General features: G+C 59.3%; 18 protein-coding genes, 1 tRNA gene and 2 pseudogenes. 4 read left to right on the forward strand and 17 right to left on the reverse strand.

What is annotated here, in order from left to right; all coding sequences use genetic code 11:
* Window positions 1–103 precede the first annotated feature (103 nt).
* The 3 genes from nusG to IP81_RS09810 form a co-directional block, all read right to left on the reverse strand.
* Window positions 104–640, reverse strand: a complete 537-nt coding sequence (gene nusG, locus IP81_RS09800; RefSeq protein WP_054107821.1) for a transcription termination/antitermination protein NusG — start codon at window positions 638–640, stop codon at window positions 104–106.
* A gap of 56 nt (window positions 641–696) precedes the next feature.
* Complete coding sequence (gene secE / locus IP81_RS09805) at window positions 697–891, reverse strand: preprotein translocase subunit SecE (RefSeq protein ID WP_054107822.1); 195 nt, start codon at window positions 889–891, stop codon at window positions 697–699.
* Between the two features lie 342 nt (window positions 892–1,233).
* Window positions 1,234–1,309: transfer RNA gene (locus tag IP81_RS09810), tRNA-Trp, on the reverse strand.
* Between the two features lie 68 nt (window positions 1,310–1,377).
* Here IP81_RS09810 and aat point away from each other — a divergent pair.
* Window positions 1,378–2,142 carry a leucyl/phenylalanyl-tRNA--protein transferase gene (gene aat, locus IP81_RS09815; RefSeq protein WP_054107823.1) on the forward strand — a complete coding sequence of 255 codons (765 nt, stop codon included), beginning with the start codon at window positions 1,378–1,380 and terminating at the stop codon, window positions 2,140–2,142.
* A 35-nt stretch (window positions 2,143–2,177) separates the two neighbouring features.
* Here aat and IP81_RS21660 read toward each other — a convergent pair.
* From IP81_RS21660 to IP81_RS09830, 4 genes and pseudogenes are all read right to left on the reverse strand, one after another.
* Window positions 2,178–2,600, reverse strand: a pseudogene (locus tag IP81_RS21660) (DUF2155 domain-containing protein); the annotation flags it as partial.
* Window positions 2,600–3,013, reverse strand: coding sequence for an NADH:ubiquinone oxidoreductase subunit NDUFA12 (locus tag IP81_RS09820; protein WP_054107824.1), 414 nt, complete (start codon window positions 3,011–3,013; stop codon window positions 2,600–2,602). The pseudogene IP81_RS21660 and the gene IP81_RS09820, both read right to left, overlap by 1 nt.
* 73 nt (window positions 3,014–3,086) lie before the next feature.
* A complete protein-coding gene (locus IP81_RS09825; protein WP_157573157.1) occupies window positions 3,087–3,575 on the reverse strand; it encodes a DUF192 domain-containing protein in 489 nt (162 codons plus the stop codon).
* Window positions 3,568–4,140 carry a regulatory protein RecX gene (locus IP81_RS09830; protein ID WP_054107888.1) on the reverse strand — a complete coding sequence of 191 codons (573 nt, stop codon included), beginning with the start codon at window positions 4,138–4,140 and terminating at the stop codon, window positions 3,568–3,570. Before IP81_RS09830 ends, IP81_RS09825 begins: the two co-directional genes overlap by 8 nt.
* Before the next feature lie 151 nt (window positions 4,141–4,291).
* Between IP81_RS09830 and IP81_RS09835 the strand changes: the two genes are divergently transcribed.
* The gene (locus tag IP81_RS09835; protein ID WP_054107826.1) at window positions 4,292–6,049 is read left to right on the forward strand and encodes a fatty acyl-AMP ligase; all 1,758 of its coding nucleotides are present in this window, start codon (window positions 4,292–4,294) and stop codon (window positions 6,047–6,049) included.
* 78 nt (window positions 6,050–6,127) lie between these two features.
* Here the strand turns inward: IP81_RS09835 and IP81_RS09840 are convergent, their stop codons facing one another.
* The 8 genes from IP81_RS09840 to IP81_RS09875 form a co-directional block, all read right to left on the reverse strand.
* Entirely contained in the window at window positions 6,128–6,520 is a 393-nt protein-coding gene (locus tag IP81_RS09840; RefSeq protein ID WP_082356077.1) for a cytochrome c family protein, read from the reverse strand.
* 187 nt (window positions 6,521–6,707) lie between these two features.
* Window positions 6,708–8,729: an acetyl/propionyl/methylcrotonyl-CoA carboxylase subunit alpha gene (locus IP81_RS09845; RefSeq protein WP_054107828.1), complete on the reverse strand. Its 2,022-nt coding sequence runs from the start codon at window positions 8,727–8,729 to the stop codon at window positions 6,708–6,710.
* A 105-nt stretch (window positions 8,730–8,834) separates the two neighbouring features.
* On the reverse strand, window positions 8,835–9,095 hold the full coding sequence (locus IP81_RS09850) for a DUF2442 domain-containing protein (protein WP_054107829.1): 261 nt from the start codon (window positions 9,093–9,095) through the stop codon (window positions 8,835–8,837).
* A complete protein-coding gene (locus tag IP81_RS09855) occupies window positions 9,079–9,312 on the reverse strand; it encodes a DUF4160 domain-containing protein (RefSeq protein WP_054107830.1) in 234 nt (77 codons plus the stop codon). Before IP81_RS09855 ends, IP81_RS09850 begins: the two co-directional genes overlap by 17 nt.
* A gap of 3 nt (window positions 9,313–9,315) precedes the next feature.
* Complete coding sequence (gene scpA, locus IP81_RS09860) at window positions 9,316–11,442, reverse strand: methylmalonyl-CoA mutase (RefSeq protein ID WP_054107831.1); 2,127 nt, start codon at window positions 11,440–11,442, stop codon at window positions 9,316–9,318.
* Between the two features lie 121 nt (window positions 11,443–11,563).
* Window positions 11,564–12,004 carry a methylmalonyl-CoA epimerase gene (mce, locus tag IP81_RS09865; protein WP_054107832.1) on the reverse strand — a complete coding sequence of 147 codons (441 nt, stop codon included), beginning with the start codon at window positions 12,002–12,004 and terminating at the stop codon, window positions 11,564–11,566.
* 4 nt (window positions 12,005–12,008) lie between these two features.
* Window positions 12,009–13,187 (reverse strand): beta-ketothiolase BktB, encoded by a 1,179-nt coding sequence (gene bktB, locus IP81_RS09870; RefSeq protein WP_054107833.1) that lies wholly within the window; start codon window positions 13,185–13,187, stop codon window positions 12,009–12,011.
* A gap of 43 nt (window positions 13,188–13,230) precedes the next feature.
* On the reverse strand, window positions 13,231–14,757 hold the full coding sequence (locus IP81_RS09875) for an acyl-CoA carboxylase subunit beta (protein WP_054107834.1): 1,527 nt from the start codon (window positions 14,755–14,757) through the stop codon (window positions 13,231–13,233).
* A 119-nt stretch (window positions 14,758–14,876) separates the two neighbouring features.
* Between IP81_RS09875 and IP81_RS09880 the strand changes: the two genes are divergently transcribed.
* Window positions 14,877–16,286, forward strand: coding sequence for a short-chain fatty acyl-CoA regulator family protein (locus IP81_RS09880; protein WP_054107835.1), 1,410 nt, complete (start codon window positions 14,877–14,879; stop codon window positions 16,284–16,286).
* 17 nt (window positions 16,287–16,303) lie between these two features.
* Here the strand turns inward: IP81_RS09880 and IP81_RS21665 are convergent.
* Both IP81_RS21665 and IP81_RS09890 read right to left on the reverse strand, forming a co-directional pair.
* Window positions 16,304–17,410: pseudogene (locus IP81_RS21665) on the reverse strand (carbohydrate porin).
* Window positions 17,411–17,676: 266 nt separating this feature from the next.
* Window positions 17,677–19,923: an FG-GAP-like repeat-containing protein gene (locus tag IP81_RS09890; protein ID WP_054107836.1), complete on the reverse strand. Its 2,247-nt coding sequence runs from the start codon at window positions 19,921–19,923 to the stop codon at window positions 17,677–17,679.
* Window positions 19,924–20,433: 510 nt separating this feature from the next.
* Between IP81_RS09890 and IP81_RS09895 the strand changes: the two genes are divergently transcribed.
* Entirely contained in the window at window positions 20,434–23,022 is a 2,589-nt protein-coding gene (locus IP81_RS09895) for an S-layer family protein (RefSeq protein WP_054107837.1), read from the forward strand.
* Window positions 23,023–23,032: the final 10 nt, after the last annotated feature.

Below are 23,032 nucleotides of genomic sequence, written 5' to 3' on the forward strand. Positions count from 1 at the left end.
GGCCAAAACCCGAGGCTCCCGCACGGTTTCTACAGACGGGATTCGCTGTAGAAGAGGCGCGCAGATAACGGGATCGGCGCGCAAATGCAACCAAATTGCCGGATTAGCGGACCAGTTCGACTTCTTCGAACGCCAGTTCCACCGGAGTGGCACGGCCAAAGATAGAAACCGAAACCTTCACACGGCTCTTGTCGAAGTCGAGTTCCTCGACAATGCCGTTGAACGAAGCGAATGGCCCCGCGTTGACCTTGACCGAGTCGCCGATTTCGTAATCGACCACAACGCTCTTGCGCGGCTCGGCAGCGGCCTGATCGCGTGCGCCAAAGTAGCGTGCGGCTTCCTTGTCGGAAATCGGCTGAGGCTTGCTGTTGGTGCCAAGGAAGCCCGTAACCTTTGGCGTGTTCTTGACGAGGTGATAGATGTCGTCGTTCATCGCCAGCTTGGCCAGAACATAGCCTGGCATGAACTTGCGTTCGACCTGGACCTTCTTGCCGCGCTTTACCTCGGTGATCGTTTCAGTGGGCACTTCCACCGCCTCGACCAATTGCGAAAGACCAATGCGCTCGGCCTCGGACAAGATCGCGTCGCGAACCTTGTTTTCGAAACCGGAATAGGCGTGAATGATATACCAGCGGGCCATATGTCTCTCTTTGGTCCTGGAAATTTCTAAAAGCTGCGATCAATCCCGAAGGGCGATCAAGCCAGCGACAGTAGAAACTGAACGGTCATGCCGAACAGCGAATCGATGCCGAGGAAGAACACCGCCAGGATCAGCATCAGGATGCCGACAAAGATCGCGGTGGTCGTCGTTTCCTGACGCGTTGGCCAAACGACCTTGCGCGCTTCTGCCTTCACCTGGTTGAAGAACTCGCCGGGGCTGGTCTTGGCCATTGCTAAACGCCTTACAAACTGCGGCAGATGCCGGAAATGAAACTCATCTGTTCCGCCTAGGGGGCATCGCCGCCCCGGACAAGTCCGGGAGGGGCTGGCGATTTTCCGATGTCGGAGTGCCTCTGATGTAGTCGAGCAAGGCGAATTTGGCAAGAGTGGCTTGCAACAGCCGTTTTTCGAGCATTTCCCGACCTGAAAAATGCAGTTGGCCTAAACCCGTTTCTCGTATTAGCGTGGCACCAGCCTCAAGCAAACTGGGCGCGAGCGGGGCGACTCAGAGTGGCCGCAAATGCGCGCCGCCCTGTTTATTTGTCTGCCTGAAAATCTGGCCACTCTCGCGAGTGGCAGGAGCGGAGGGACTCGAACCCACGGCCCTCGGTTTTGGAGACCGATGCTCTACCAACTGAGCTACGCTCCTGTGCTCGAAAGGCCCCTTAGAGGGTTGACGCGGGGGATGCAACCAGCCGAAACACAAAGTTAGAGATTATGTCGCGCAACGAACCCCTCACTATCCCGCCCGAGCTGCTGCTCAAGGCATACCGTGCAGGGATTTTCCCGATGGCGGATAGCCGTGACGATCCCGATGTCTTTTGGGTTGAGCCCAAGATGCGTGCAATTCTGCCGCTGGATGGCTTTCACATGTCCAAGTCTCTGGCGCGAACATTGAGGCGCGGGCGCTTTACCGTGACCTGCAATACCGCCTTCGAAGCCGTGATTGATGCATGTGCGGCCCCCCGCCCCGGCGCGGAAGATAGCTGGATCAGCATGCGCATCCGCGAAAGCTATATCGGCCTGCACCAGCATGGACACGCCCATTCGATTGAATGCTGGAACGACGGGCGACTGGTAGGCGGCCTTTACGGCGTTGGTTTTGCGCGGGTATTTTGCGGCGAATCGATGTTCAGCCGCGAGACGGACGCTTCGAAAGTGGCACTGGCATGGCTGGTGGCATCATTGCGGCAGATCGACGCAGAACTGCTCGATTGCCAATTCACCACCAGCCACCTTGCATCGTTGGGGGCTGTAGAAATCCCGCAAAGCCAGTATTTAAGGCTGCTCTCGCAAGCGCAGCGGCGCTATTCGCCAGATGAAGCCGCTGCGGCGCGGGCGCTGGCCGACGCGCTGGGCGTTGGGGCTGACGGTGCTGCACCACTCGGGCTGCCAGCAGGCTTTGCCGCGCTGCGCTCGTCCGCTTTTGGCGTTTCTTCGCCTGGGAATGTCATCGCGCAATCCTTCACCCACACGTCATAGATCGGGTGCTCCACCACGTTGAGCGAAGGCGTGTTGCGGAACAACCAACCTGAAAACACCTTGCGCCACGTCAATTTCTCGTCCGTTGACGCGCGCTCCTGAACAAACAACTGCACGAACGCGCCAATTTCTTGGGGATCTTCCCAAGGCGCCGTCTTCTCACACGTTGCAAGCTTCACAATCGCGTTGCCGATCTGGCGCGATTCTCCGCTTTTCAAGATAATGTCCTGTGTGATGTTGTTGCGCTTGTTCAGCAAGCCAAGCGTCGCCACGCGATCCTTGACCGGCGTACCATATTCGCTTTCCATCACCGCACCCGATGCCGCAGCCACAACTGCGCCGGTTTGCGTTGCTTCGGGCGGAGGCGGCGGTGCGTCTTTATCTCCGCCACAGCCTGCCAAAGCCAGCGCCCCCACTAAAGCGAGCGCGCGGGATGCCGACGGTGCAGCGAAAAACATCAGGCTTCCGGCGACCAGGCTTCGTAATCGCCAGTGGCGGCAGCACGCTTGCCACCACGCTCCAGCGCGCCTTGCGGGCGATAGGCAGCCGAAGTGCCCGTAGCGTTGGGGGTGTAGTCCACCTCCCAGATGCGCGCGGGCGGCAGATTACTTTCAGGTATGCCGTCAAAGCTGCCGTGCAGCCATCCGTGCCATTCGGCAGGCACGCGGCTGGCATCGTTGGCGCCATTATAGATCACCCAACGGCGCTCACGTCCGGCAAAAGGATGGCCCTTGGGATAAGGCTTTTTGGCGCGGTGGTAGGTATTGCCCTGCGCGTCAGTGCCGACTTTTTCGCCGCGAAGGGCGCTGTCAAGCATGGTGGTGAGGGTGGCACCATTCCACCAGGTGAAGATCTTGCCTAGGATGCTCATGGCCGCAGCGCTTAGCCTTTCACAGGGGGTTCAGGCAAGCGCGGAGATGCACTTGGCGTCCCGTCTTGCAATTTCACCAATCGACCTGATCACCCGGTTTGATACCCAGCTTGGCCGCCAATCCGCCGTTAATTTCGAAAACTGCCAGCGTGATGCCCGCAGACGGTAGCGGGGTTTCATCATAAGGCACAGCATTGGCGGCGATATTCATGATCTTGTGATCCAGCCCGATAAACACGATGTCGAGCGGGATGACCGTGTTTCGCATCCAGAACGCCGCGCGATCCGGCGGATCACGCAGAAAAATCATCGCTTCGGTATCGGCAAGCCCGGTGCGGAACATCAACCCCTTGGCTTGCTGGGGTGCGGTGCGCGCAACTTCGGTAAGGAACACCAACGCCTTGCCGCCCGCCCGCACGGTTACCGGGACAACCGGCAGGCCTGATACCGGATGAACCGCAGCAGCACCGCTTTCCTGCGCCGGCTTGGTCCCGGCATCGGCTGTGCCGGGTGAACACCCTGCGATCAGCGCCAGTGCTGCAAGGCTTGCGAATCTAGTCATCTGCTTCATCGACCCATTCTTCCAGTGCCTGTTCGGAAACCGCATTCACTACCGCACGCACATGATCAAGGGGGTGTCCTGCACGCAACATGGCCGCGACTTGCTTTTCGCGCAACGCCCGATCGGGTTTATCGCCGATACCAAACGGGCCGAAGCGCCGTTTGCGCGCCATTACGATGGCCGCGCGGCGGCGCTCTGCCCCATTTCCACGCGATTCTTCGCGCAGCGGCTCGGCAATGCCAGCCGCGCCCAGCGCCTGATCGATTCGCCGCGCGCCATATCCGCGCCGCAACAACCCCTGCGCCTTGGACCGCGCATACGTGGCATCATCAACATAGCCGATCTGCACAAAGCGCTCGACCAGCGCCGCAATATCGGGGCCATCTTCTCCTTCCCAGCCGCGTTCGCGCAGCTTGCGCTTCAGGTAATCGGCCAGCTTTCCGGCACTGGAGGCAAAGCGCGCAACATAGGCCAGCGCCATTTCCTCCAGACGCGGCGCATCAATCGGCTTTGGTATGGGCAGTTCACGGCGCTTGGCCGGATCATAAGGGGGTTTGCGAGCCATCCGCCACATTCGTGCCACAGTCCGCGTTAAATGAGAACGCCCGTGCCGTGGCGTCGGTTGTTTTATTGCTGCGGACTCGTCATGGGCCGTTTACCTGCACGCGCTGATACAAGGTGCGGCAGGACGATTGAAGAAGAGATCGGGGTATCGCATGACTGTTTTGGACGCTGTTGCTGATAAGGCGACGCTCGTTCCCACACCCAATATCGACGTGCAGCCACGTCGCTATTCAGATTTTGATACCTTCTGCGATGCACTGGATTATGCCGCCAAGGGCGTGCTGGGATTCAACTTCCACGATCCGCGCGGCACGCTTACCCAGCCCTACCCCTATGCGAAATTGCGCGCCGATGCGCTGGTCGCCGCGCGCAAGCTGATCGCCCTGGGCGTCGTCCCGGCTGATCGCGTCGCGCTCGTCGCCGAAACCGGCCCTGATTTTGCCGCGCTGTTTTGTGGCGCAATGTATGCCGGCGCATGGCCCGTGCCGCTGCCGTTGCCCACAAGTTTCGGCGGCAAAGAAAATTATATCGACCAACTCACGATCCAGCTCGGCAGCTCTGACCCGAAGATGCTGATCTATCCTGACGAGATCGCCGAAATGGCCGGAGCCGCTGCGGCCCGCCAAGGTTGCGCCGGTCTTTCGTGGAGCGAATTCCACGCAGGCGAATCGTCGGACACTGCCCTGCCCACACCCGATCCCGATGCGATCAGCTACTTGCAGTATTCCAGCGGATCGACCCGCTTCCCGCATGGCGTTGCCGTAACCCACCGCGCGCTGATGGCCAATCTGGCCGGACATTCGCAAGGCATGACCATTGCCGATCCCGATCGTGCCGTATCGTGGCTGCCATGGTATCACGATATGGGCCTTGTCGGTTGCTTCCTCTCACCCATCGCCAACGGCGTTTCGGTAGATTACATCAAGACCGAAGATTTCGCGCGCAGGCCACTGGCATGGCTCGATATGGTCAGCCGCAATAAGGGCACCACGCTGTCATATTCGCCAACCTTTGGCTACGACATCTGCGCGCGCCGCATTTCCAGCCAAACCAACGTGGCCGAACGGTTTGACCTTTCGCGCTGGCGCGTTGCGGGCAACGGGGCCGATATGATCCGCCCCGATGTGATGCAGAACTTCGTCAACGCCTTTGCCCCGGCGGGCTTCCGCGCTGATGCTTTCCTGCCCAGCTACGGCCTTGCCGAAGCGACGCTGGGCGTCACCATCATGCCGCCGGGCGAAGGCATCCGCGTCGAACTGGTTGAGGAGGAGCGCCTTTCGGGCACGCCGCGCGATTTGTCGCGCCCTGCCCGCTATCGCGCCATGGTCAATTGCGGCGTGCCGATCAAGGGCATGGAACTGGCCATTCGCGGCGAAAAGGGCAACGAACTGCCCCACCATCACATCGGCAAAGTGTGGTGCCGTGGGTCCTCGATCATGCACTCCTATTTCCGCGATCCGGAATCGACCGCCGAATGTCTGGTCGATGGCTGGCTCGATACCGGCGACATGGGTTACGTTGATGAACAGGGCTACTTGTTCATCGTTGGTCGCGCCAAAGACATGATCATCATCAACGGCAAGAATCACTGGCCGCAGGATATCGAATGGGCGGTGGAACAGCTCCCCGGCTTCCATCAGGGCGATATTGCGGCATTCTCGGTCGAAACCGAAAACGGCGAGGAAGCGCCTGCCGTATTGGTGCATTGTCGCGTGTCCGATCCGGAAGAGCGCGTCAAACTGCGCGACCAAATCCGCGACAAAGTCCGCTCGATCACGGGCATGAACTGCGTTGTCGAACTGGTGCCCCCCCGCACTCTGCCGCGCACCAGCTCGGGCAAACTCAGCCGCGCCAAAGCCAAGAAGCAATACCTCAGCGGTGAAATCGCACCTTACGCGCTGGCAGCTTGATCAAAACACAAACAAAGAAGGGGCCGGAAGCTTTTGCAGCTTCCGGCCCCTTCTTTGTTTGAAGCCTCAAGGACTTGATCAGGGCATCGGCTTTTTGAGATAAGCAATCACCGCCGCGCGATCATCCGCATTGGGAACGCCAGCAAACGCCATCGATGTGCCAGGGACCACCGCCGAAGGCTTGGCCAGCCACTTGTCCAGCGTGGCATCGTCCCACTTCAGATTGGCCTTCTTCATCGCTGCCGAATACTTGAAGCCCGGCGCCGCGCCAGCCTTGCGGCCGACAACACCGGCCAGGTTCGGCCCCATTTTCGCGGCTGCACTTGGTACGACTGCGTGACACGCAACGCAGCGCATAAACACTTTTTTGCCCAGAACTGGATCACCCTTGGGCGGTGCAGCCATCGCCACACCTGCCAGAGCCGAAGCCGCAAGGCCCACCACAACCATTGCACTTGTAAACTTTGCCATCGACTAACCCTGTCTATTTGGACCTGCCCGATCCGGCCAAAACCGAACCGGAACCACTTTCTGACACAGGCGCTTTATCGCGGCTGAACGGCAATGCGCCATAGCAGAAATGCGTTTATCCGAAAAAGGGTGGGAAACTGGCCAAGGTTGACGGGAAGGAACCGGTCAGCCCTCCCCGCCAGACACCTTATTCCATTTCAAGGATGATCGCATCAACCGCAAGGCTATCGCCCGCTTTGGCGTTGACCGACTTCACCTTGCCCGATTTTTCGGCGCGCAGGATGTTTTCCATCTTCATGGCTTCCACCACCGCCAGCGGCTGTCCGGCTTCCACCGTATCACCCTCGCCCACATTCAGCGTCACAAGCAGACCCGGCATCGGGCAGATCAGGAACTTCGAAAGATCGGGCGCGATCTTTTCGATCATGTGCTCGGTATAGGGCGCAACATGTGCTGGCAGCACTTGCACTTTGTGGATTGCGCCGCGCGTGGTCAGCTTGAAGCCTGCGCGCGTGGGTTCGACCTTCACCGACAGCGGCTGGTCATCAATCTCGCAATGCACGATCCGATCACCCGGCGTATATTCCAGCGCGAGGTCAATCGACTTGCCGTCCACCGTAACCTCATCTTCGTCGAGCGTCACGGCAAAGGTGCTGTCGCCGATCTTGACCGACCATTCGTATGGCGGATCAAGCTCGTCGCCCAGTTGCTGGTCAACGCGGCGCGCACGATCAGACCGCGCGGTGGCGAGGAAACCCGCCAGCGCGGCAAGTGTCTGCGCCAGTTCAGCAGACGCAGGAGCGCCGTGGAACCCATCAGGATATTCCTCGGCAATAAAGCCCGTGGTCAATTCGCCCGAACGGAAACGCGGATGCTGCATAATCGCGTTAACGAAATCGATGTTATGGCCAAGCCCTTCGATCTCGAATGCATCGAGCGCCGCAATCTGTTTGTCCGCTGCTTCGTCGCGCGTTGCCCCCCATGTCACCAGTTTGGCGATCATCGGGTCATAGAACATGGAAACTTCGCCGCCTTCATAGACGCCATCGTCCACGCGCACGCCGTCGACACCACGACGGCCATTCTCTGCGCCATCATCGGTCCAACCCGCAAGTGGCGGCTGATAGCGAACCAAGCGGCCCGTCGAAGGCAGGAAACCCCGATAGGGGTCTTCGGCATAGACGCGGTTTTCAATCGCCCAGCCGTCGATCTTAATGTCGTCCTGCGTCATCGCCAGCTTTTCGCCATAAGCAACGCGGATCATCTGTTCGACAAGGTCGATGCCGGTGATCGCTTCCGTCACCGGATGCTCCACCTGCAAACGGGTGTTCATTTCGAGGAAGTAAAAGCTCTCGCCGCTCGGGTCAGCACCCGATACGATCAGTTCGACCGTGCCAGCCGAATAATACCCCACCGCACGGCTTAGCGCGACGCACTGTTCACCCATCGCCTTGCGCATTTTGGGCGTCACGAACAGCGAAGGCGCTTCTTCCACCACCTTCTGGTGGCGGCGCTGGATCGAGCATTCACGCTCGTTCAGGTAAAGAATGTTGCCGTGCTTATCGCCCAGAATCTGGATTTCGATGTGGCGCGGGTTGAGGATGAACTTCTCGATGAACACGCGGTCATCGCCAAAGCTGTTCAGGCCCTCGCGCTTGGTAGCTTCAAAGCCCTCACGCACGTCCTGTTCGCTATAGGCAAGGCGCATGCCCTTGCCGCCGCCGCCAGCCGAGGCCTTCATCATCACCGGATAGCCGATCTCTTCCGAAATCCGCACCGCATGTTCGGTATCCTCGATCTCGCCCACGAAGCCGGGCACGACGTTAACGCCCGCCTTCAGCGCCAGCTTCTTGGACTCGATCTTGTCGCCCATCGCCGCAATCGCGTTCACTGGCGGGCCGACAAAGGCGATGCCTTCAGCCGCCAGCGCTTCGGCAAACGAAGTGCGTTCAGACAGGAAGCCGTAGCCGGGGTGAACCGCATCCGCGCCGGTCTGCTTGCACGCCGCGATGATCTTGTCCGCAATCAGATAGCTCTGGGCAGCAGGCGACGGACCAATATGCACCGCCTCATCGGCCATCTGCACAAACGGCGCCCGCGCATCGGCATCGGAATAGACCGCGACGGTGGCAATACCCATCCGGCGCGCGGTCTTGATCACACGGCAGGCAATTTCACCACGGTTGGCAATGAGGATTTTCTTGAACAATCCAGTTACTCCAAGCTCAATCGCCGTGCATGAACATGCCAGCAAAAAACATCATCAACACAAAAAGGATCGCTGCATCCACACCAGCAATGATCCCATTGCGGCTCACTTGGCATCCGGCGCAGGTGCACCGCGCAGCAGACCTTCAGTGCTCAGGTCTTCGTCAATCTCAGGCCAGTGGATGCCAAAGCCTGCCCCAGCCAGTTCCCACTTCGCGCGCTGTTCGGACGTTGCGTGGAGCAAGCGGGGGTACCATGTGAGCGGCACCGAAATGGTCCGACCGTCCATCAGATCGACGATCAGGCTGTGTTCGTTGCAACGAACGTCCAGCACGCGTTCATCGGCAACTTTAGCCAAAATACCCATGCCAAGCCCCCACAAATGCGCCGCGATGTTCTTCGACCATTGCCACAATGCCACTGATTTCGTGGGCACGAAAGCCGCGACTGCTGGCGACTTCCAAACTGCCCAACCACACCTTCATCGTTGCTGCTCCGCGATCCACGTGGACATGCGGCGGCCCGTTTGGTTCATGACTGTAAAAGTAGAACCGGAACGCGCCGATGCGCAGCAACGTGGGCATGCCTCAAGCGTCCACCGGCGGCATGTTGTGGCCAAGCAACCGCAGCATGTCCGCCGCCGCTTCGACCACGTTCGTGCCCGGACCGTAAATGCCCTGCACCCCGGCCTCGCGCAGGAAGTCGTAGTCCTGCGGCGGGATCACGCCGCCTGCCACAACCTTGATGTCGCTGCGGCCCGCTTCGCGCAAGTGGCGGATCAGTTCGGGGATCAGGGTCTTGTGGCCCGCTGCAAGCGATGACGCGCCAACCGCGTCGACATCGTTTTCCAGCGCCAGCTTGGCGGCTTCTTCGGGTGTCTGGAACAGCGGGCTGCTTGTCACGTCAAAGCCCATGTCGCCAAAGGCCGACGCGATCACGTTCGCGCCGCGATCATGCCCGTCCTGGCCCATTTTGGACACGAGCATGCGGGGCGCGCGGCCCAGACGGCGGCCAACCGCTTCGACGCCATCAACCACCTGCTGGTAGCGTGCATCGCCTTCGTAATAAGCGCTGTAGACGCCCTTGACCGGGGTCGGGAACGTGCCGTGGCGACCGAACACCAGTTCCATCGCATCCGAAATTTCGCCCAAGGTCGCGCGCTGGCGTGCAGCCTCAACCGCCAGTTCGAGCAGATTGCCGCCGGTCTTGGCGCCTTCGGTCAGCGCATTCAAGGCCGCGCGGCACTTGGTTTCGTCCCGGTTTTCGCGTACCCACTTTAGCCGCGCGATCTGGCCTTCGCGCACAGCCACGTTATCCACTTCAAGCGTTTCAAGCTTGTCTTCGGTGGCGAGGCGGTACTTGTTGACGCCAACGATAACGTCTTCGGCACGGTCCACCCGCGCCTGACGGCCAGCTGCGGCTTCCTCGATCATCGCCTTGGGCCAGCCAGCGGCTACGGCCTTGGCCATGCCGCCTTCGCTTTCGACGCGTTCGATGATCTCCCAAGCCTTGTCGACCAGTTCCTGCGTCAGGCTTTCGATGTAGTACGACCCGCCCAGCGGATCGACCACGTTGCACATGCCCGTCTCTTCCTGGATCACGATCTGCGTGTTACGGGCGATGCGGGCAGAAAAGTCGGTCGGCAGCGCGATGGCTTCATCAAGCGCGTTGGTGTGGAGCGACTGCGTTCCGCCCAGCATCGCGGCCATCGCCTCGATCGTGGTGCGGATAACGTTGTTGTAAGGGTCTTGCTCCTGCAAGCTCACGCCCGAGGTCTGGCAGTGCGTGCGCAACATCTTGCTGCGTTCATCCTGCGCACCAAGCTTGGTCATCACGCGGTGCCACAGCACGCGCGCCGCGCGCAGCTTGGCCACTTCCATGAAGAAGTTCATGCCGATGGCGAAGAAGAACGACAGGCGCCCTGCAAACTTGTCGATATCAAGGCCCGAGGCCACGCCGTATTTCACGTATTCCATGCCATCGGCGATGGTAAAGGCGAGTTCCTGAACCTGCGTCGCGCCCGCTTCCTGCATGTGATAGCCGGAAATCGAGATCGAGTTGAACTTGGGCATCTCGCGGCTGGTGTAGCCAAAGATGTCCGAGATGATCCGCATCGAAGGCTCGGGCGGGTAGATGTAGGTGTTGCGGACCATGAACTCCTTGAGGATGTCGTTCTGGATGGTCCCGTCGAGCAGCTTGCGATCAACGCCCTGCTCTTCACCGGCCACGATGAAGAACGCCAGGATCGGGATCACCGCACCGTTCATGGTCATCGACACCGACATCTGATCGAGCGGAATCCCGTCGAACAGGATCTTCATGTCCTCGACGCTGTCAATCGCCACGCCCGCCTTGCCGACATCACCGACAACGCGCGGATGGTCAGAGTCATAGCCACGATGCGTCGCAAGGTCGAATGCGACCGAGAGGCCTTTCTGCCCGGCGGCAAGGTTGCGGCGATAGAACGCGTTGGATTCCTCGGCGGTGGAGAAACCGGCGTACTGGCGGATGGTCCACGGACGCCCGGCATACATCGAGGCGCGCACGCCGCGTGTGAATGGCGCGAAACCGGGCAGCCCCGGGTCGACAGTGACGTCCTCCGCCGTATAGAGCGGCTTGACGGCGATGCCTTCCGGCGTGGCCCAGGTCAGGTCCTTGCCCTTGACTTCCTTGGCGGCAGCGGCCTGCCAGTCTGCCAGTGTCTTCTCGCTCATTATTTTATCCTTCAATCGTCACCCCGGACTTGACCCGGGGTCCCGCTTATTCTTAGACCGCACCTCTGCCCGAAGGCAGCGGGACCCCGGGTCGAGCCCGGGGTGACGGTTTGGTCAAACCTCAGTGATGCCCGTCCTTGGGCACTTCCATGATTTCGGTCAGTTGCCCGCCCATATCCTTGGGGTGGACAAAGAAGATCAGCGTGCCGTGCGCGCCGATGCGCGGTTCGCCCAACACGCGCTTGCCCTGGGCTTCAAACCACGCTTTGGCGGCATGAATATCGGGCACTTCGTAGCAAAGGTGGTGCTGCCCGCCCAAGGGATTGGCGGCAATCCATTTGCCCACAGCGCTATCAGGGCTGGTCGGCTCAATCAGTTCGATTTGCGTACCTGCCGTTCCATTCTCACCCGGCGTATTCACAAAGCAAACGCGCACTTGCTGGCTTTCCAGCACGAACGGTTCGGTAATGTACGAAGCGCCCATCACGTCGCGATAGAACGCGATCGAAGCGTCGATATCAGGCGTTGCAACGCCGACGTGGTTCAAACGGCCGAGTTTCATCGCCTCAAACCTTCTCGATGACCATAGCGATACCCTGACCGCCGCCGATGCACATGGTTATCAGGCCATAACGCCCACCGGTGCGGTGCAGCTCGTACATCGCCTTAATCGTCAGGATACAACCCGTTGCGCCCACCGGATGGCCCAATGCCACGCCGCTGCCATTGGGGTTTAGCTTCTCGCGATCAAAGCCCAGCACGTTGGCCACAGCCAAAGCTTGCGCGGCGAACGCTTCATTGGCCTCGATCACGTCCATGTCGGCCAGTGTCAGTCCGGCGCGCTTAAGCGCGATCGGCACGGCCTTGATCGGGCCTTCGCCCATGTGATCCGGCTCAACCCCGGCGTGGCCCCACGCGACGATGCGCGCCAAAGCCTTAAGCCCGCGCTTTTCCACTTCCGCACCGGTTGCAAGCACCACGGCGGCGGCACCATCGTTGATGCCTGAAGCGTTGGCCGCAGTAACCGTGCCGTCCTTTTTGAACGCGGTCTTCATCTTGGCCAGCGTTTCCAAGGTTGTATCGGCGCGCGGGTGTTCGTCAGTATCGAACACGGTGATGCCCTTGCGCGTCTTGATTTCGACCGGAAGGATCTGCCCTTTGAAACGGCCCTCGGCGATCGCATGGGTGGCGCGCTGATGGCCTTCCAGCGCCAGCGCATCCTGTTCTTCGCGCGTGACGCAATGGCGCGCAGCCACGTTTTCAGCCGTAATGCCCATGTGGTAGCCGCCAATGGCGTCCTGCAAGCCCTGGATCAGCGCATCGACTTGCGTATTGTCGCCCATCTTGCGGCCCCAGCGCTGGCCGTGATCGTGATAGGGCACGTTCGACATCACTTCGGCCCCGCCTGCAACGGTGATCGAAGCCTCGCCCAGCTTCATCATCTGTGCGGCGGAAACGATAGCCTGCACACCCGATCCGCACAGGCGATTCAGCGTAAGCGCGGGCACTTCTACCGGGATACCTGCATTCAGTGCAATGACGCGGCTGAGCATCCCGTCCTTCGCGCTGGTCGGCATGACCTGTCCGATGACCACGTGCTCCACATCAGCGGGGGCAACACCGGCGCGGTTCAGCGCCTCGGCCACGACCATGCCGCCAAGATCGGAGGGGTAGAATGACTTCAGCGAACCGCCGAAATCGCCAATCGCGGTGCGTACACCGCCAACGATGTAGATGTCTTCCATGCCAAAAGGCCTTTCGATCAGGTCGTTAAGAACGGCAGGGCGCTCAGAGCGGGATGTTATCGTGCTTTTTCCAAGGATTTTCCAAGCTCTTGGTCTTGAGCTTGCGCAGGCCCAGCGCCACGCGGCGGCGGGTGGAGTGCGGATGGATCACCTCGTCGATGAAGCCCTTGCTTGCCGCCACGAACGGGTTGGCAAAACGGTCTTCGTATTCCTTGGTCTTCACTGCCTGCTCTTCAGCAGACAGGCCACGGAAGATGATCTCGACCGCGCCCTTGGCCCCCATCACCGCGATTTCCGCAGTGGGCCAGGCATAGTTCAGATCGCCGCGCAGATGCTTTGAGGCCATCACGTCATAAGCGCCGCCATAGGCCTTGCGGGTAATCACGGTGATCTTCGGCACCGTGGCTTCGGCATAAGCGAACAGCAGCTTGGCACCGTGCTTGATGATGCCGTTGTGCTCTTGGGCGGTGCCCGGCAGGAAGCCGGGAACGTCTACAAACGTCAGGATCGGGATGTTAAACGCATCACAGAACCGCACAAACCGTGCGGCCTTCTTGGACGAGTTGATATCGAGCACACCCGCCAGCACCATCGGCTGGTTGGCCACGATACCAACAGTGCGACCTTCAATCCGACCAAAGCCGACGATGATGTTGCCCGCATGTTTGGGCTGCACCTCGAAGAACTCGCCCTCGTCCACCGTCTTGGCGATCACTTCGTGCATGTCATAAGGCTGCGCGGCCGATGCCGGAACGATGGTATCAAGGCTATGCTCGGCACGATCGTAGGGATCAGACGTTGGCCGTTCAGGCACATCATGACGGTTGGACAGCGGCAGGTAATCAAAGAAATCGCGCGCTGCCAGCAGCGCCTCGATATCGTTTTCCAGCGCAAGATCGGCCACCGAAGTCTTGGTGGTATGCGTGATCGCACCGCCAAGTTCTTCCTGCGTCACAACTTCGTTCGTCACGGTCTTGACCACATCGGGGCCGGTGACGAACATGTAGGAGCTGTCCTTCACCATGAAGATGAAGTCGGTCATGGCTGGCGAATACACCGCACCACCGGCACATGGCCCCATGATCAGCGAAAGCTGCGGCACCACGCCCGATGCCAGCACATTGCGCTGGAACACTTCGGCATAACCGCCGAGCGATGCCACGCCTTCCTGAATGCGCGCACCGCCGGAATCGTTAAGCCCGATCACTGGCGCGCCAACTTTCAGCGCCATGTCCATGACTTTGCAGATTTTCTGCGCATGGCGTTCAGACAGCGAACCACCAAAAACGGTAAAGTCCTGGCTAAACACATAGACCAAACGGCCATTGATCGTGCCCGATCCGGTCACCACGCCATCGCCCGGAATCACTGTGTCCGGCATGCCGAAATCGACGCAGTTGTGTTCGACGTACATATCAACTTCTTCGAAGCTGCCTTCGTCGAGCAGAACCTTCAAACGCTCCCGCGCGGTCAACTTGCCCTTGGCGTGCTGCGCATCGATACGCTTTTGCCCGCCACCCATGCGCGCCGCCTGACGCCGCTTTTCCATTTCTGCAATATTGGCAGACATTCCTCAAAACCTCGCATGAATGGCTTATTCGACGGCGTCCGATGCGCCAGTCCGCTTGCCAAGTCCAATGTTATTCTGCAAACTTGCGAACATGAACTTTGCAAACCGGGCTAATTGAAATGGCAAGACGGCGTCTCTTCGCAGGCCAGCAGTTGCGCGGCCTTCGCACGTCCCGCAAGCTGCGACAGGGTGAAATGGCAGCGCTGATGGGGATCAGCGCATCCTATCTTTCGCAACTTGAAAACGATGAACGCCCGCTCACCCCCATACTGACAGACCGGTTGCGCGCAAACTTCCCGGTCGATTGGGAAGACCTTGCGCCTGACCGGGTGGAGCCCGTCCTGACCGCGCTGCGCGATGCCGCTGCCGATCCGCTCATCGCGGGCAATCTATCCAGCGAAATGGTTGAGCGTGTGGCCGAGCAATACCCCGCGTTTGCGCAAGCCTTTGCCCGGCTGCACGACCAGCATCGCCGGTCGATGCAGCGGCTGGAAATCATCGACGAGGCTTTGGGAGCGGACAACATCTCGGGCGGGCGTTTGCCGTGGGAAGAAGTGCGCGACTGGTTCCACCACGCCAACAACTATGTCGATACGATTGACCGCGCGGCAGAGCGTTTGGCGCTGCGGCTATCGGGCACCGGCGTTTCGCCCACATGGGCGCAAATGGCAGGCTGGCTAGAACAGAACGGCGTTAGTATTGAATATGCCAGCGGCGGGGCGATGCGGCAGTTTGATCCACTTGCCCGGCGATTAACGCTCGATCCCACCCAGCCGATCGAAAGTGGCCGGTTCCAGTTGGCCTATCAATTGGCGGCCCTCGCTCTGCGCGATGAAATTGCCGGACTGGTGCAGGAGGCAACTTTGCAATCTGGTGCTGCGCGCGAACTGCTGACAGTCGGCCTTGGCAATTATGCGGCAGGCGCGCTGCTCATGCCCTATGAATGGTATCGCGCCCGCGCTCGGGAATTGCGCCACGATATCGATCGGTTGCGCCAGACTTTCGGCACCAGCTTCGAACAGGCCTGCCACCGCCTGTCCACGCTGCAACGCCCGCAAGCGCGCGGTATTCCTATGTTTTTCTGCCGCGTCGATATGGCAGGCAATATTACCAAGCGCCATTCGGCAACGCGCCTGCAATTCGCCCGCTTCGGTGGTGCCTGTCCGCTTTGGGTGGTGCATGAAGCCGTGGCAATCCCCGACCGTATTCACGTGCAAGCCGCCGAAATGCCCGATGGCGTGCGCTATGTTTCCATCGCCAAGGGATTGGTGAAACCGAGCGGCAGCTATCATCGCCCGCCACGCCGCTATGCCGTGGCATTGGGCTGTGAGGCGGCACTCGCGGATGAATTCATCTATGCCGATGGCCTCAACCTTGGCCGCCCCGAAACCATCACCCGCATCGGCATCTCCTGCCGCATCTGCCCGCGCGACAGGTGCGATCAACGCGCCTTCCCGCCCAGCGACCGCGCCATCGTGGTCGATCCCCACATCCGCGATCTGGTGCCTTACGGTATCACCGATATTTGAAGGGGACCGAGCAACGCTCAAAAACTCGCAGTCAGCCGCAGCGTTGCCACCACGGCATCGCTTGCCGCGCGACCACTGCCCGGGCAGCGGATCCATTGCAGGTCGGGCTGGATGGTCAGCCATTGCGCAAGGTTATCGGCATAAGTCACTTCGAAGCCCGTCTTGCCCGACGCGGGATCAATGCCATCGGCGCGGACCTGGTCGCGCAAGTGACCGCTGGCCCAGGCGTGCTGCACGCCGATGGAAAACTTGCTGTCAGGGCGCGACATCATGGCCGGAGCCAGTAACAGCCCGGCCTGAAACCCTCCGACAAACGGCGTCGTGTGCGGATCGGCTAGGCCAGCGCGCAAGAACGCGGTCAGTTACCGCGCCTTGCCCGACAGCAGGTCACCTTCAACCACGACATAGGTTCCTTGCGCTGGTTTGCGCAGAGGTTTGCCGTCAGGTCCCGCATCATATATGTCATGCGGATTGCGCGAATAATGCCACACACCCACCGATCCGCGCAAAGGCCCCTCAATCTTGCTCGCCCCGGCGATCAGCAACACGCCATCGCGAAAGCTCAAGTCCACCCCGCCGCTATAACCAAGCGTGCTGGCCCGAGCATTGACCACCGCCGCGCGGACAAAACTGCCGCCATCGCCCACCGGAACATAGAGCCGCGCCGCCAGCGCACTCGATGGAAAGATCGATGGCCCGTTCGGCCCGGTAGAAGCCAGTTCCGACCCGATTCCGAAGGATGGCGAGAGCAACACGCCTGCTGATTCATTGGCATAGAATTCGCTGTTCAGATCATAAAGCCCCGCGCGCACATTCGCGCCGCCGCCCAGATCCTGCTCGATCCACGCCTCGAACAGGCGCAGACCCGCCTTGGGCACTTCGATATTGTTCACGCCCTGCAAAGTGGCCGCTGAATCATTGGGCCGCCCGCCGCGATTGTCGAGCACATAGACAAAAGCGCGCGCCCCCTGCCATCCGGCAAGCGCCGCCAGATCGATGTCGGCCATCACGTCGATATTGGTCAGCGCGCGAAGCCGGGCATCGCCGTCGCCCGCGATGACGCTTGCCATATCCACCGTGATCACGGCAGACACATCAACCGGCCCGGCGCCTGCCCGCGCCATCGATGGCGCTGCCGACAGCGCCAATCCCGCCAGAAGCGCGCGTATTACGCTGGCGAAATGGCCGCCAGCCACGACCACCCTAACCAGCGCTTGCCAAAAATTGTGTCCTTCTGCCAATTCGCACGGTCCCTGAAAGACCGGCGCAACGTGGCAGGCCCTGGCTAACGCATTTCGTCACAATGCAATTTGGCAGGGGCCGGATAATATCGGGCTACAAAGACTATGCTCGAATACCTTACGTAAATTCCCTTGGTTGCAGCGTTCCGCTAGATCAACCAGTCAGTACCGTGGCTGTAAGCGACCATTACGCCAGCCGCGCCAAAGCCCGCGATGTCATCGCGACCATCATTGTCAAGATCGGCAAGTGCGCGGTGATAGACCGTGTCACTGGACCAGCCCTGCCGTGTACCAAAGTTTTCCAAATCCAGTTGTGCTGCGGAAAATCGGCCGTCAGCCTGTCCATAAGCGATGTATGTTCCGGCACTGCCGAACCCGATGATATCATCAAAGCCATCACCATTCACATCGCCAACCTGACGCGGAAAAGCCTCCATGCTAGGCCAGCCTTGATCCTTGCCAAAATCCCTCAAAACCAGTTTGCCATCGGCAAAAGTTCCGTCCCCGCGCGATAGGGCGACAATGACGCCGTCATTGCCAAACCCGATGATGTCGTCAAAACCATCGCCGTTCACATCGCCGACCGTGCGATGAAACTGGCCGTCGCTTGTCCAGCCTTGGACAACACCGAAATTTGCCATGACAAGATTGGCGTTCCTGAACGTCCCGTCGCCATTGCCGAGCGAAACAATTACACCGGCATTGCCAAAGCCGATGATGTCTGCCTTGCCGTCACCGTTGATGTCGCCAACCGTGCGGGCAAACCTTGCCTGCGTCGTCCAGCCTTGGTTTGCGCCAAAATTCATCGCCGCCAGAACCGGTCCGGCAAAAGCGCCGTTCGCCCCGGCTAGGGAAACCAGCGTCCCGGCAACGCCAAAGCCGATTATATCGGCGCGACCATCACCGTTCACATCGGCCACCTCGCGGTGAAACTGGTTATCGCTGGCCCAACCCGCCGTCTGCCCGAAGTTGGCGATGACCAGATTGGCGGCCCCGAAGCGGCTGTTTGATGCGCCGAAAGACACCAGAACTCCGGCATGGCCAAAACCGACAATATCGTTGAAGCCATCCCCGTTCACATCGGCAATATGGCGGGGGTAAAGATCCTGGCTCGTCCAGCCTCCGGCACCGGCTGCAAAGTTGGCCACCGCAATTCCTCCCGGATTGCCAAAGCGGGTTGGCACCAGGTCCTCGCCGAACCGCAGTTCCTCAATTCCGTTCAGGGTGGTAATGCCGCCGCCTGCCCAGCTAACTTCGGTTACGCCGTTGCCTTTGTCAGCCACATTTGCATTCTGGCGCAGCACCGAAAACACCGCGACGTCATAGCCATCGCCGCCAAACACCGCATTGGTGCCGGTTCCTGCACTTATGGTATCATCGCCCCCATCGCCATAGATAGTGTCATCACCCGCACCGCCGATCAGCGTATCGTTGCCAGTGCCGCCGCGCACGGTTCCGCGGATTGTTCCTCCCCGGCCGTCAAGAATATCATCGGCAGTGCCAAGTTCCAGATCTCCGTTGATCGTTCCCCGGTTGCGGATGATATCGCTACCACGCCCGGGACTGACCAAGCCATTCACGACGCCATAGTTGATGACCTCTTGACGCGACGAGTTATCGACATCGGCCCGATTATCCGTTTCAACGATGGCACGGTTGCCGGTAATCGTCCCGAAATTGGTGATGGTCAGATGGCTTGTCGGCGAGCTACCGGTCGAGAAAAACGTGATCGCCGTGCTAAAAGGGTCTGTGCCTGTGGCTTCGATCAAGCCGTTCACGCCATTGTAAATCGTGCCTGCCCCAAGTGCAGCCTCACTGATCGCGTAAGCAAGCTTGCCGGTTGCGATGATCTTGCCGCTATTCACGATGGGTCCGCCATATGGCACGTAAAGGCCAAATGCCGTTTCGCCAGAAGCGCGGATGGTGCCATTGTTGGTTACCGCAGGCAGGCTATCCTTGTCAGTCAGGACGCCAAATGGTGCCGGGAAATAACCCCACCCTTCAAAACCGATAGCCTGCGCTTTAGAAGAGACGAGAAGGTCGCCATTATTGATAAAGGCCGGAAACCATGAGTTTGCCCTTATCCCCCAGGCAAAACCTTTGGCATCAAAATAGGACCCTCTGGCCTCAATGCTCAGTATTCCGTCATTCCGGATAACCGACCCCCGCCACAAGCTGGCTGTATCTACAAAAATGATATGGATCGAAAAATAGTCGTCTACTGAATCCGTGACGTAAACTTTACCAAGGTTTGTGATGGATGGCGCGTTGTTGGTCCCGTCATCCGACCACGCCAGACTGATGAATCTGTTTCCGTCATATTCACGGGATGTGACGAAGTTGAAGACATCGCTCGCACCGATTGTAATATCAGTCCTTGCAATAAACTGTGCCATGTTCGCTCACAAATAGGAAGACCTGACCGCTTTTACAGGTTCGACATCACGGATTTGTTATAGCTTACCGAGTTGGCGCAACAGCCACAACATCGGCGATAGATTTCCTGCGAAAAAGGTTCGGGTTTGGCAAATCAAACTTGCCCGGCCCAAACCTCCCCGCTGCACTGCTTTGGGTAGAGGGTAAAACTTTTCGTTTTAGCTGGACCATCCGGTAACTGCGGCCCTCGCGGCCTTGGCTTCGGCGACGGCTATGGGCAGCGCACTGCCACTGCCACTGCCACTGCCCAATCTGATTAATTGAAATTATACGAATAATTATATTAATATCGCTAACTTTAATCATAATTTTTCGAAAAAATCCGACCTCCTCCCTGATTTCATCTCATTTTTTTACCGATCCGTCGCATTTATCATAATTGATTTTATGATAAATTTGGTGATAAGAGCCGCGTGCCTCGGCGGGCCTTTCCTCCACCGCCATCATCAAATTGCGCGAGTTTTTCGGTTATGTTTGTTGTGTTTGAGCCCAATGGAACTGATTTTCTGGCCAATTCCGAGGTTGCTGGCAGCCAGTATGAGCCAAAGGCCGTCGGGCTTAGCAACGGAAACATCGTGATAAGCTGGATTGATTTCAGCGGAACACTGGAAGATTTCAGTCTCAGCAGTGTAAAAGCACGGGTTTTTGATAGTGTCGGCACGCCGATCGGCGGCGAGTTTCTGGTCAATACAAACACCGATTCCCATCAATTTATGCCGACAATTACCGCATTGTCCAATGGCGGTTTCGTCATCAGTTGGACGGATTTTAGCGGCACTTTGGAAGACCTGACAGGTTCCAGCATCAAAGCGCAGATTTATGATGCAGCAGGCAGCCGGGTCGGCACCGAGTTTCGCGTAAACAGTGAAACAACCGGCGACCAGTCCGCGCCGACCATCACAGGCCTCACAGGTGGCGGCTTCGTGGTAAGCTGGCAGGACGCCAGCGCAACTTTGGGCGATGCCAGCGGCACCAGCATCAAAGCGCAAATCTACAGCGCCGCCGGAAGCCGTGTCGGCTCCGAATTCCTTGTCAACACCACGGTAACCGATGACCAACTGGACCCGGTTATCACCGGGCTTGCCAACGGTGGCTTCGTCATCAGTTGGAAAGACGCCAGCGCTACTTTGGGCGACGCCAGCGGCGCAAGCATCAAAGCGCAGCTTTACGGTAGTGGCGGCAACCGGATCGGCGGCGAATTGCTGGTGAACAGCCAAATCACCGGTAACCAGTCGGACCCGGTGATCACAAGCCTTGCCAACGGCGGCTTTGTGATCAGTTGGACAGACGACACCGGCGCTCCGGCTGATGCCAGCGGCTCCAGCATCAAGGCACAGATCTACAGTGCTGCCGGCGCGCGCGTTGGCGCAGAATTGCTGATCAATACCGAGCTCGCCGGAAACCAGACCAGCCCGGCCATCACCGGCCTTTCTAACGCCGGTTTTGTGGTCACGTGGACAGATGCCAGCGGAACTCTGGGTGACGCCAGCGGCACCAGCATCAAGATGCAGATCTATAATCCCGATGGAACCCTGATCGGCAACGAAGTGCTGGTCAATGGCGAAACCGCCAATGCCCAAGCCTACCCGACCGTTGCTGCAACGGCTGACGGCGGCTTTGTTGTAAGCTGGCAGGACGCCAGCAGCACCCTGGGGGATACCAGCGGTACAAGCATCAAAGCACGCATGTATCAGGCCAATACCGATGTCAGTCCGCCGGTGATCACATCACTGGGTGGCGGCGCGGTTGTCGGTACCGCGATCAACGAAAACAACGCAGCGGTCGTCACGGTCACAGCGACCAGCACCAACGCGAATACCACCTTGACCTACTCGATCACTGGCGGCGCTGATTCTGCGTTGTTTTCCATAAATGCCACCACCGGCGCGCTCGCCTTCAAGACGGCACCCAATTTTGAAGCGCCAGCCGACGCGGGCCTCAACAATGTCTATGATGTGACCGTGGGGGTGTTCGATGGCAACTTCACCACATCACAGGCTATCGCGGTAAGCGTCAACGATGTGCCCGAAGGCCCGTTCCGATTTGCCCAGCCGCGCGCGCCGATTATTACAAATTTCAATCCGGCCAGCGGTTGGAGCAGCCAGAACCAATACCCGCGTTACGCCGCAGACGTGAACGGCGACGGTTATGGGGATATCATCGGCTTCGGCTTTTCCGGGGTTTTGGTATCTTACAATTCCGGCCAGAATACATATGCCAATGCCGCGCTGATTTCGTCCAACTTCGGCCAGACTGCGGGTTGGACAAGCAACAACCGGTTCCCCCGCGAAGTGGTCGATCTCAACAATGACGGCCGCGCCGATCTGATCGGTTTCGGTCAGGCCGGAGCCTGGGTGTCCTTGGCCAGAGCGGACGGCACGTTCACCAATCCGGCAATCGGCATCGCTAACTTTGGCGTAGACCAGGGCTGGGCCAGCCAAGATGGATTTGCCCGTGCGTTGGGTGACGTCAATGGCGATGGCTTTTCAGACATTATCGGCTTCGGCGCTGCTGGCACACTGGTCTCGCTCGGCAACGGAGACGGAACGTTTCAGGCGGCAAAAACAGCGGTTGCCAACTTCGGCGTGGCCCAGGGCTGGAACAGCGACAACACCTACCACCGCGAACTGGCCGATGTGAACGGGGATGGCAAAGATGACATCATCGGCTTCGGCATTGCCGGGACGTGGGTCGCCACCGCCGACGTCGACGGCCTGTTTTCGCCGGCCCAGCTTGTCCTCAACGACTTTGGCGCAAATCAGGGATGGTCAAACAATGACAGCTTCCCGCGCCTTGTGGCAGACGTGAATGGCGATAGCTTTGATGACATCATCGGGTTCGGCATCGCCGGAACCTTGGTTAGCTATGCCAAGGTCGACGGCACATTCACCGCTGCGCGTCTGGAGGCCCTGAACTTTGGCGCAAACCAGGGCTGGGCCAGCGACAACATCTATCACCGCGCCATTGCCGATATGAATAGCGACGGATACGCCGATGTTATCGGCTTCGGCACCGCAGGCGTCCTCGTCGGGCTCAACGACGGCACGATTATGCTGTAAAGCGGCCAGT

It is taken from the genome of Novosphingobium sp. AAP83 (assembly GCF_001295795.1).
Classification (GTDB): Bacteria; Pseudomonadota; Alphaproteobacteria; order Sphingomonadales; family Sphingomonadaceae; genus Novosphingobium.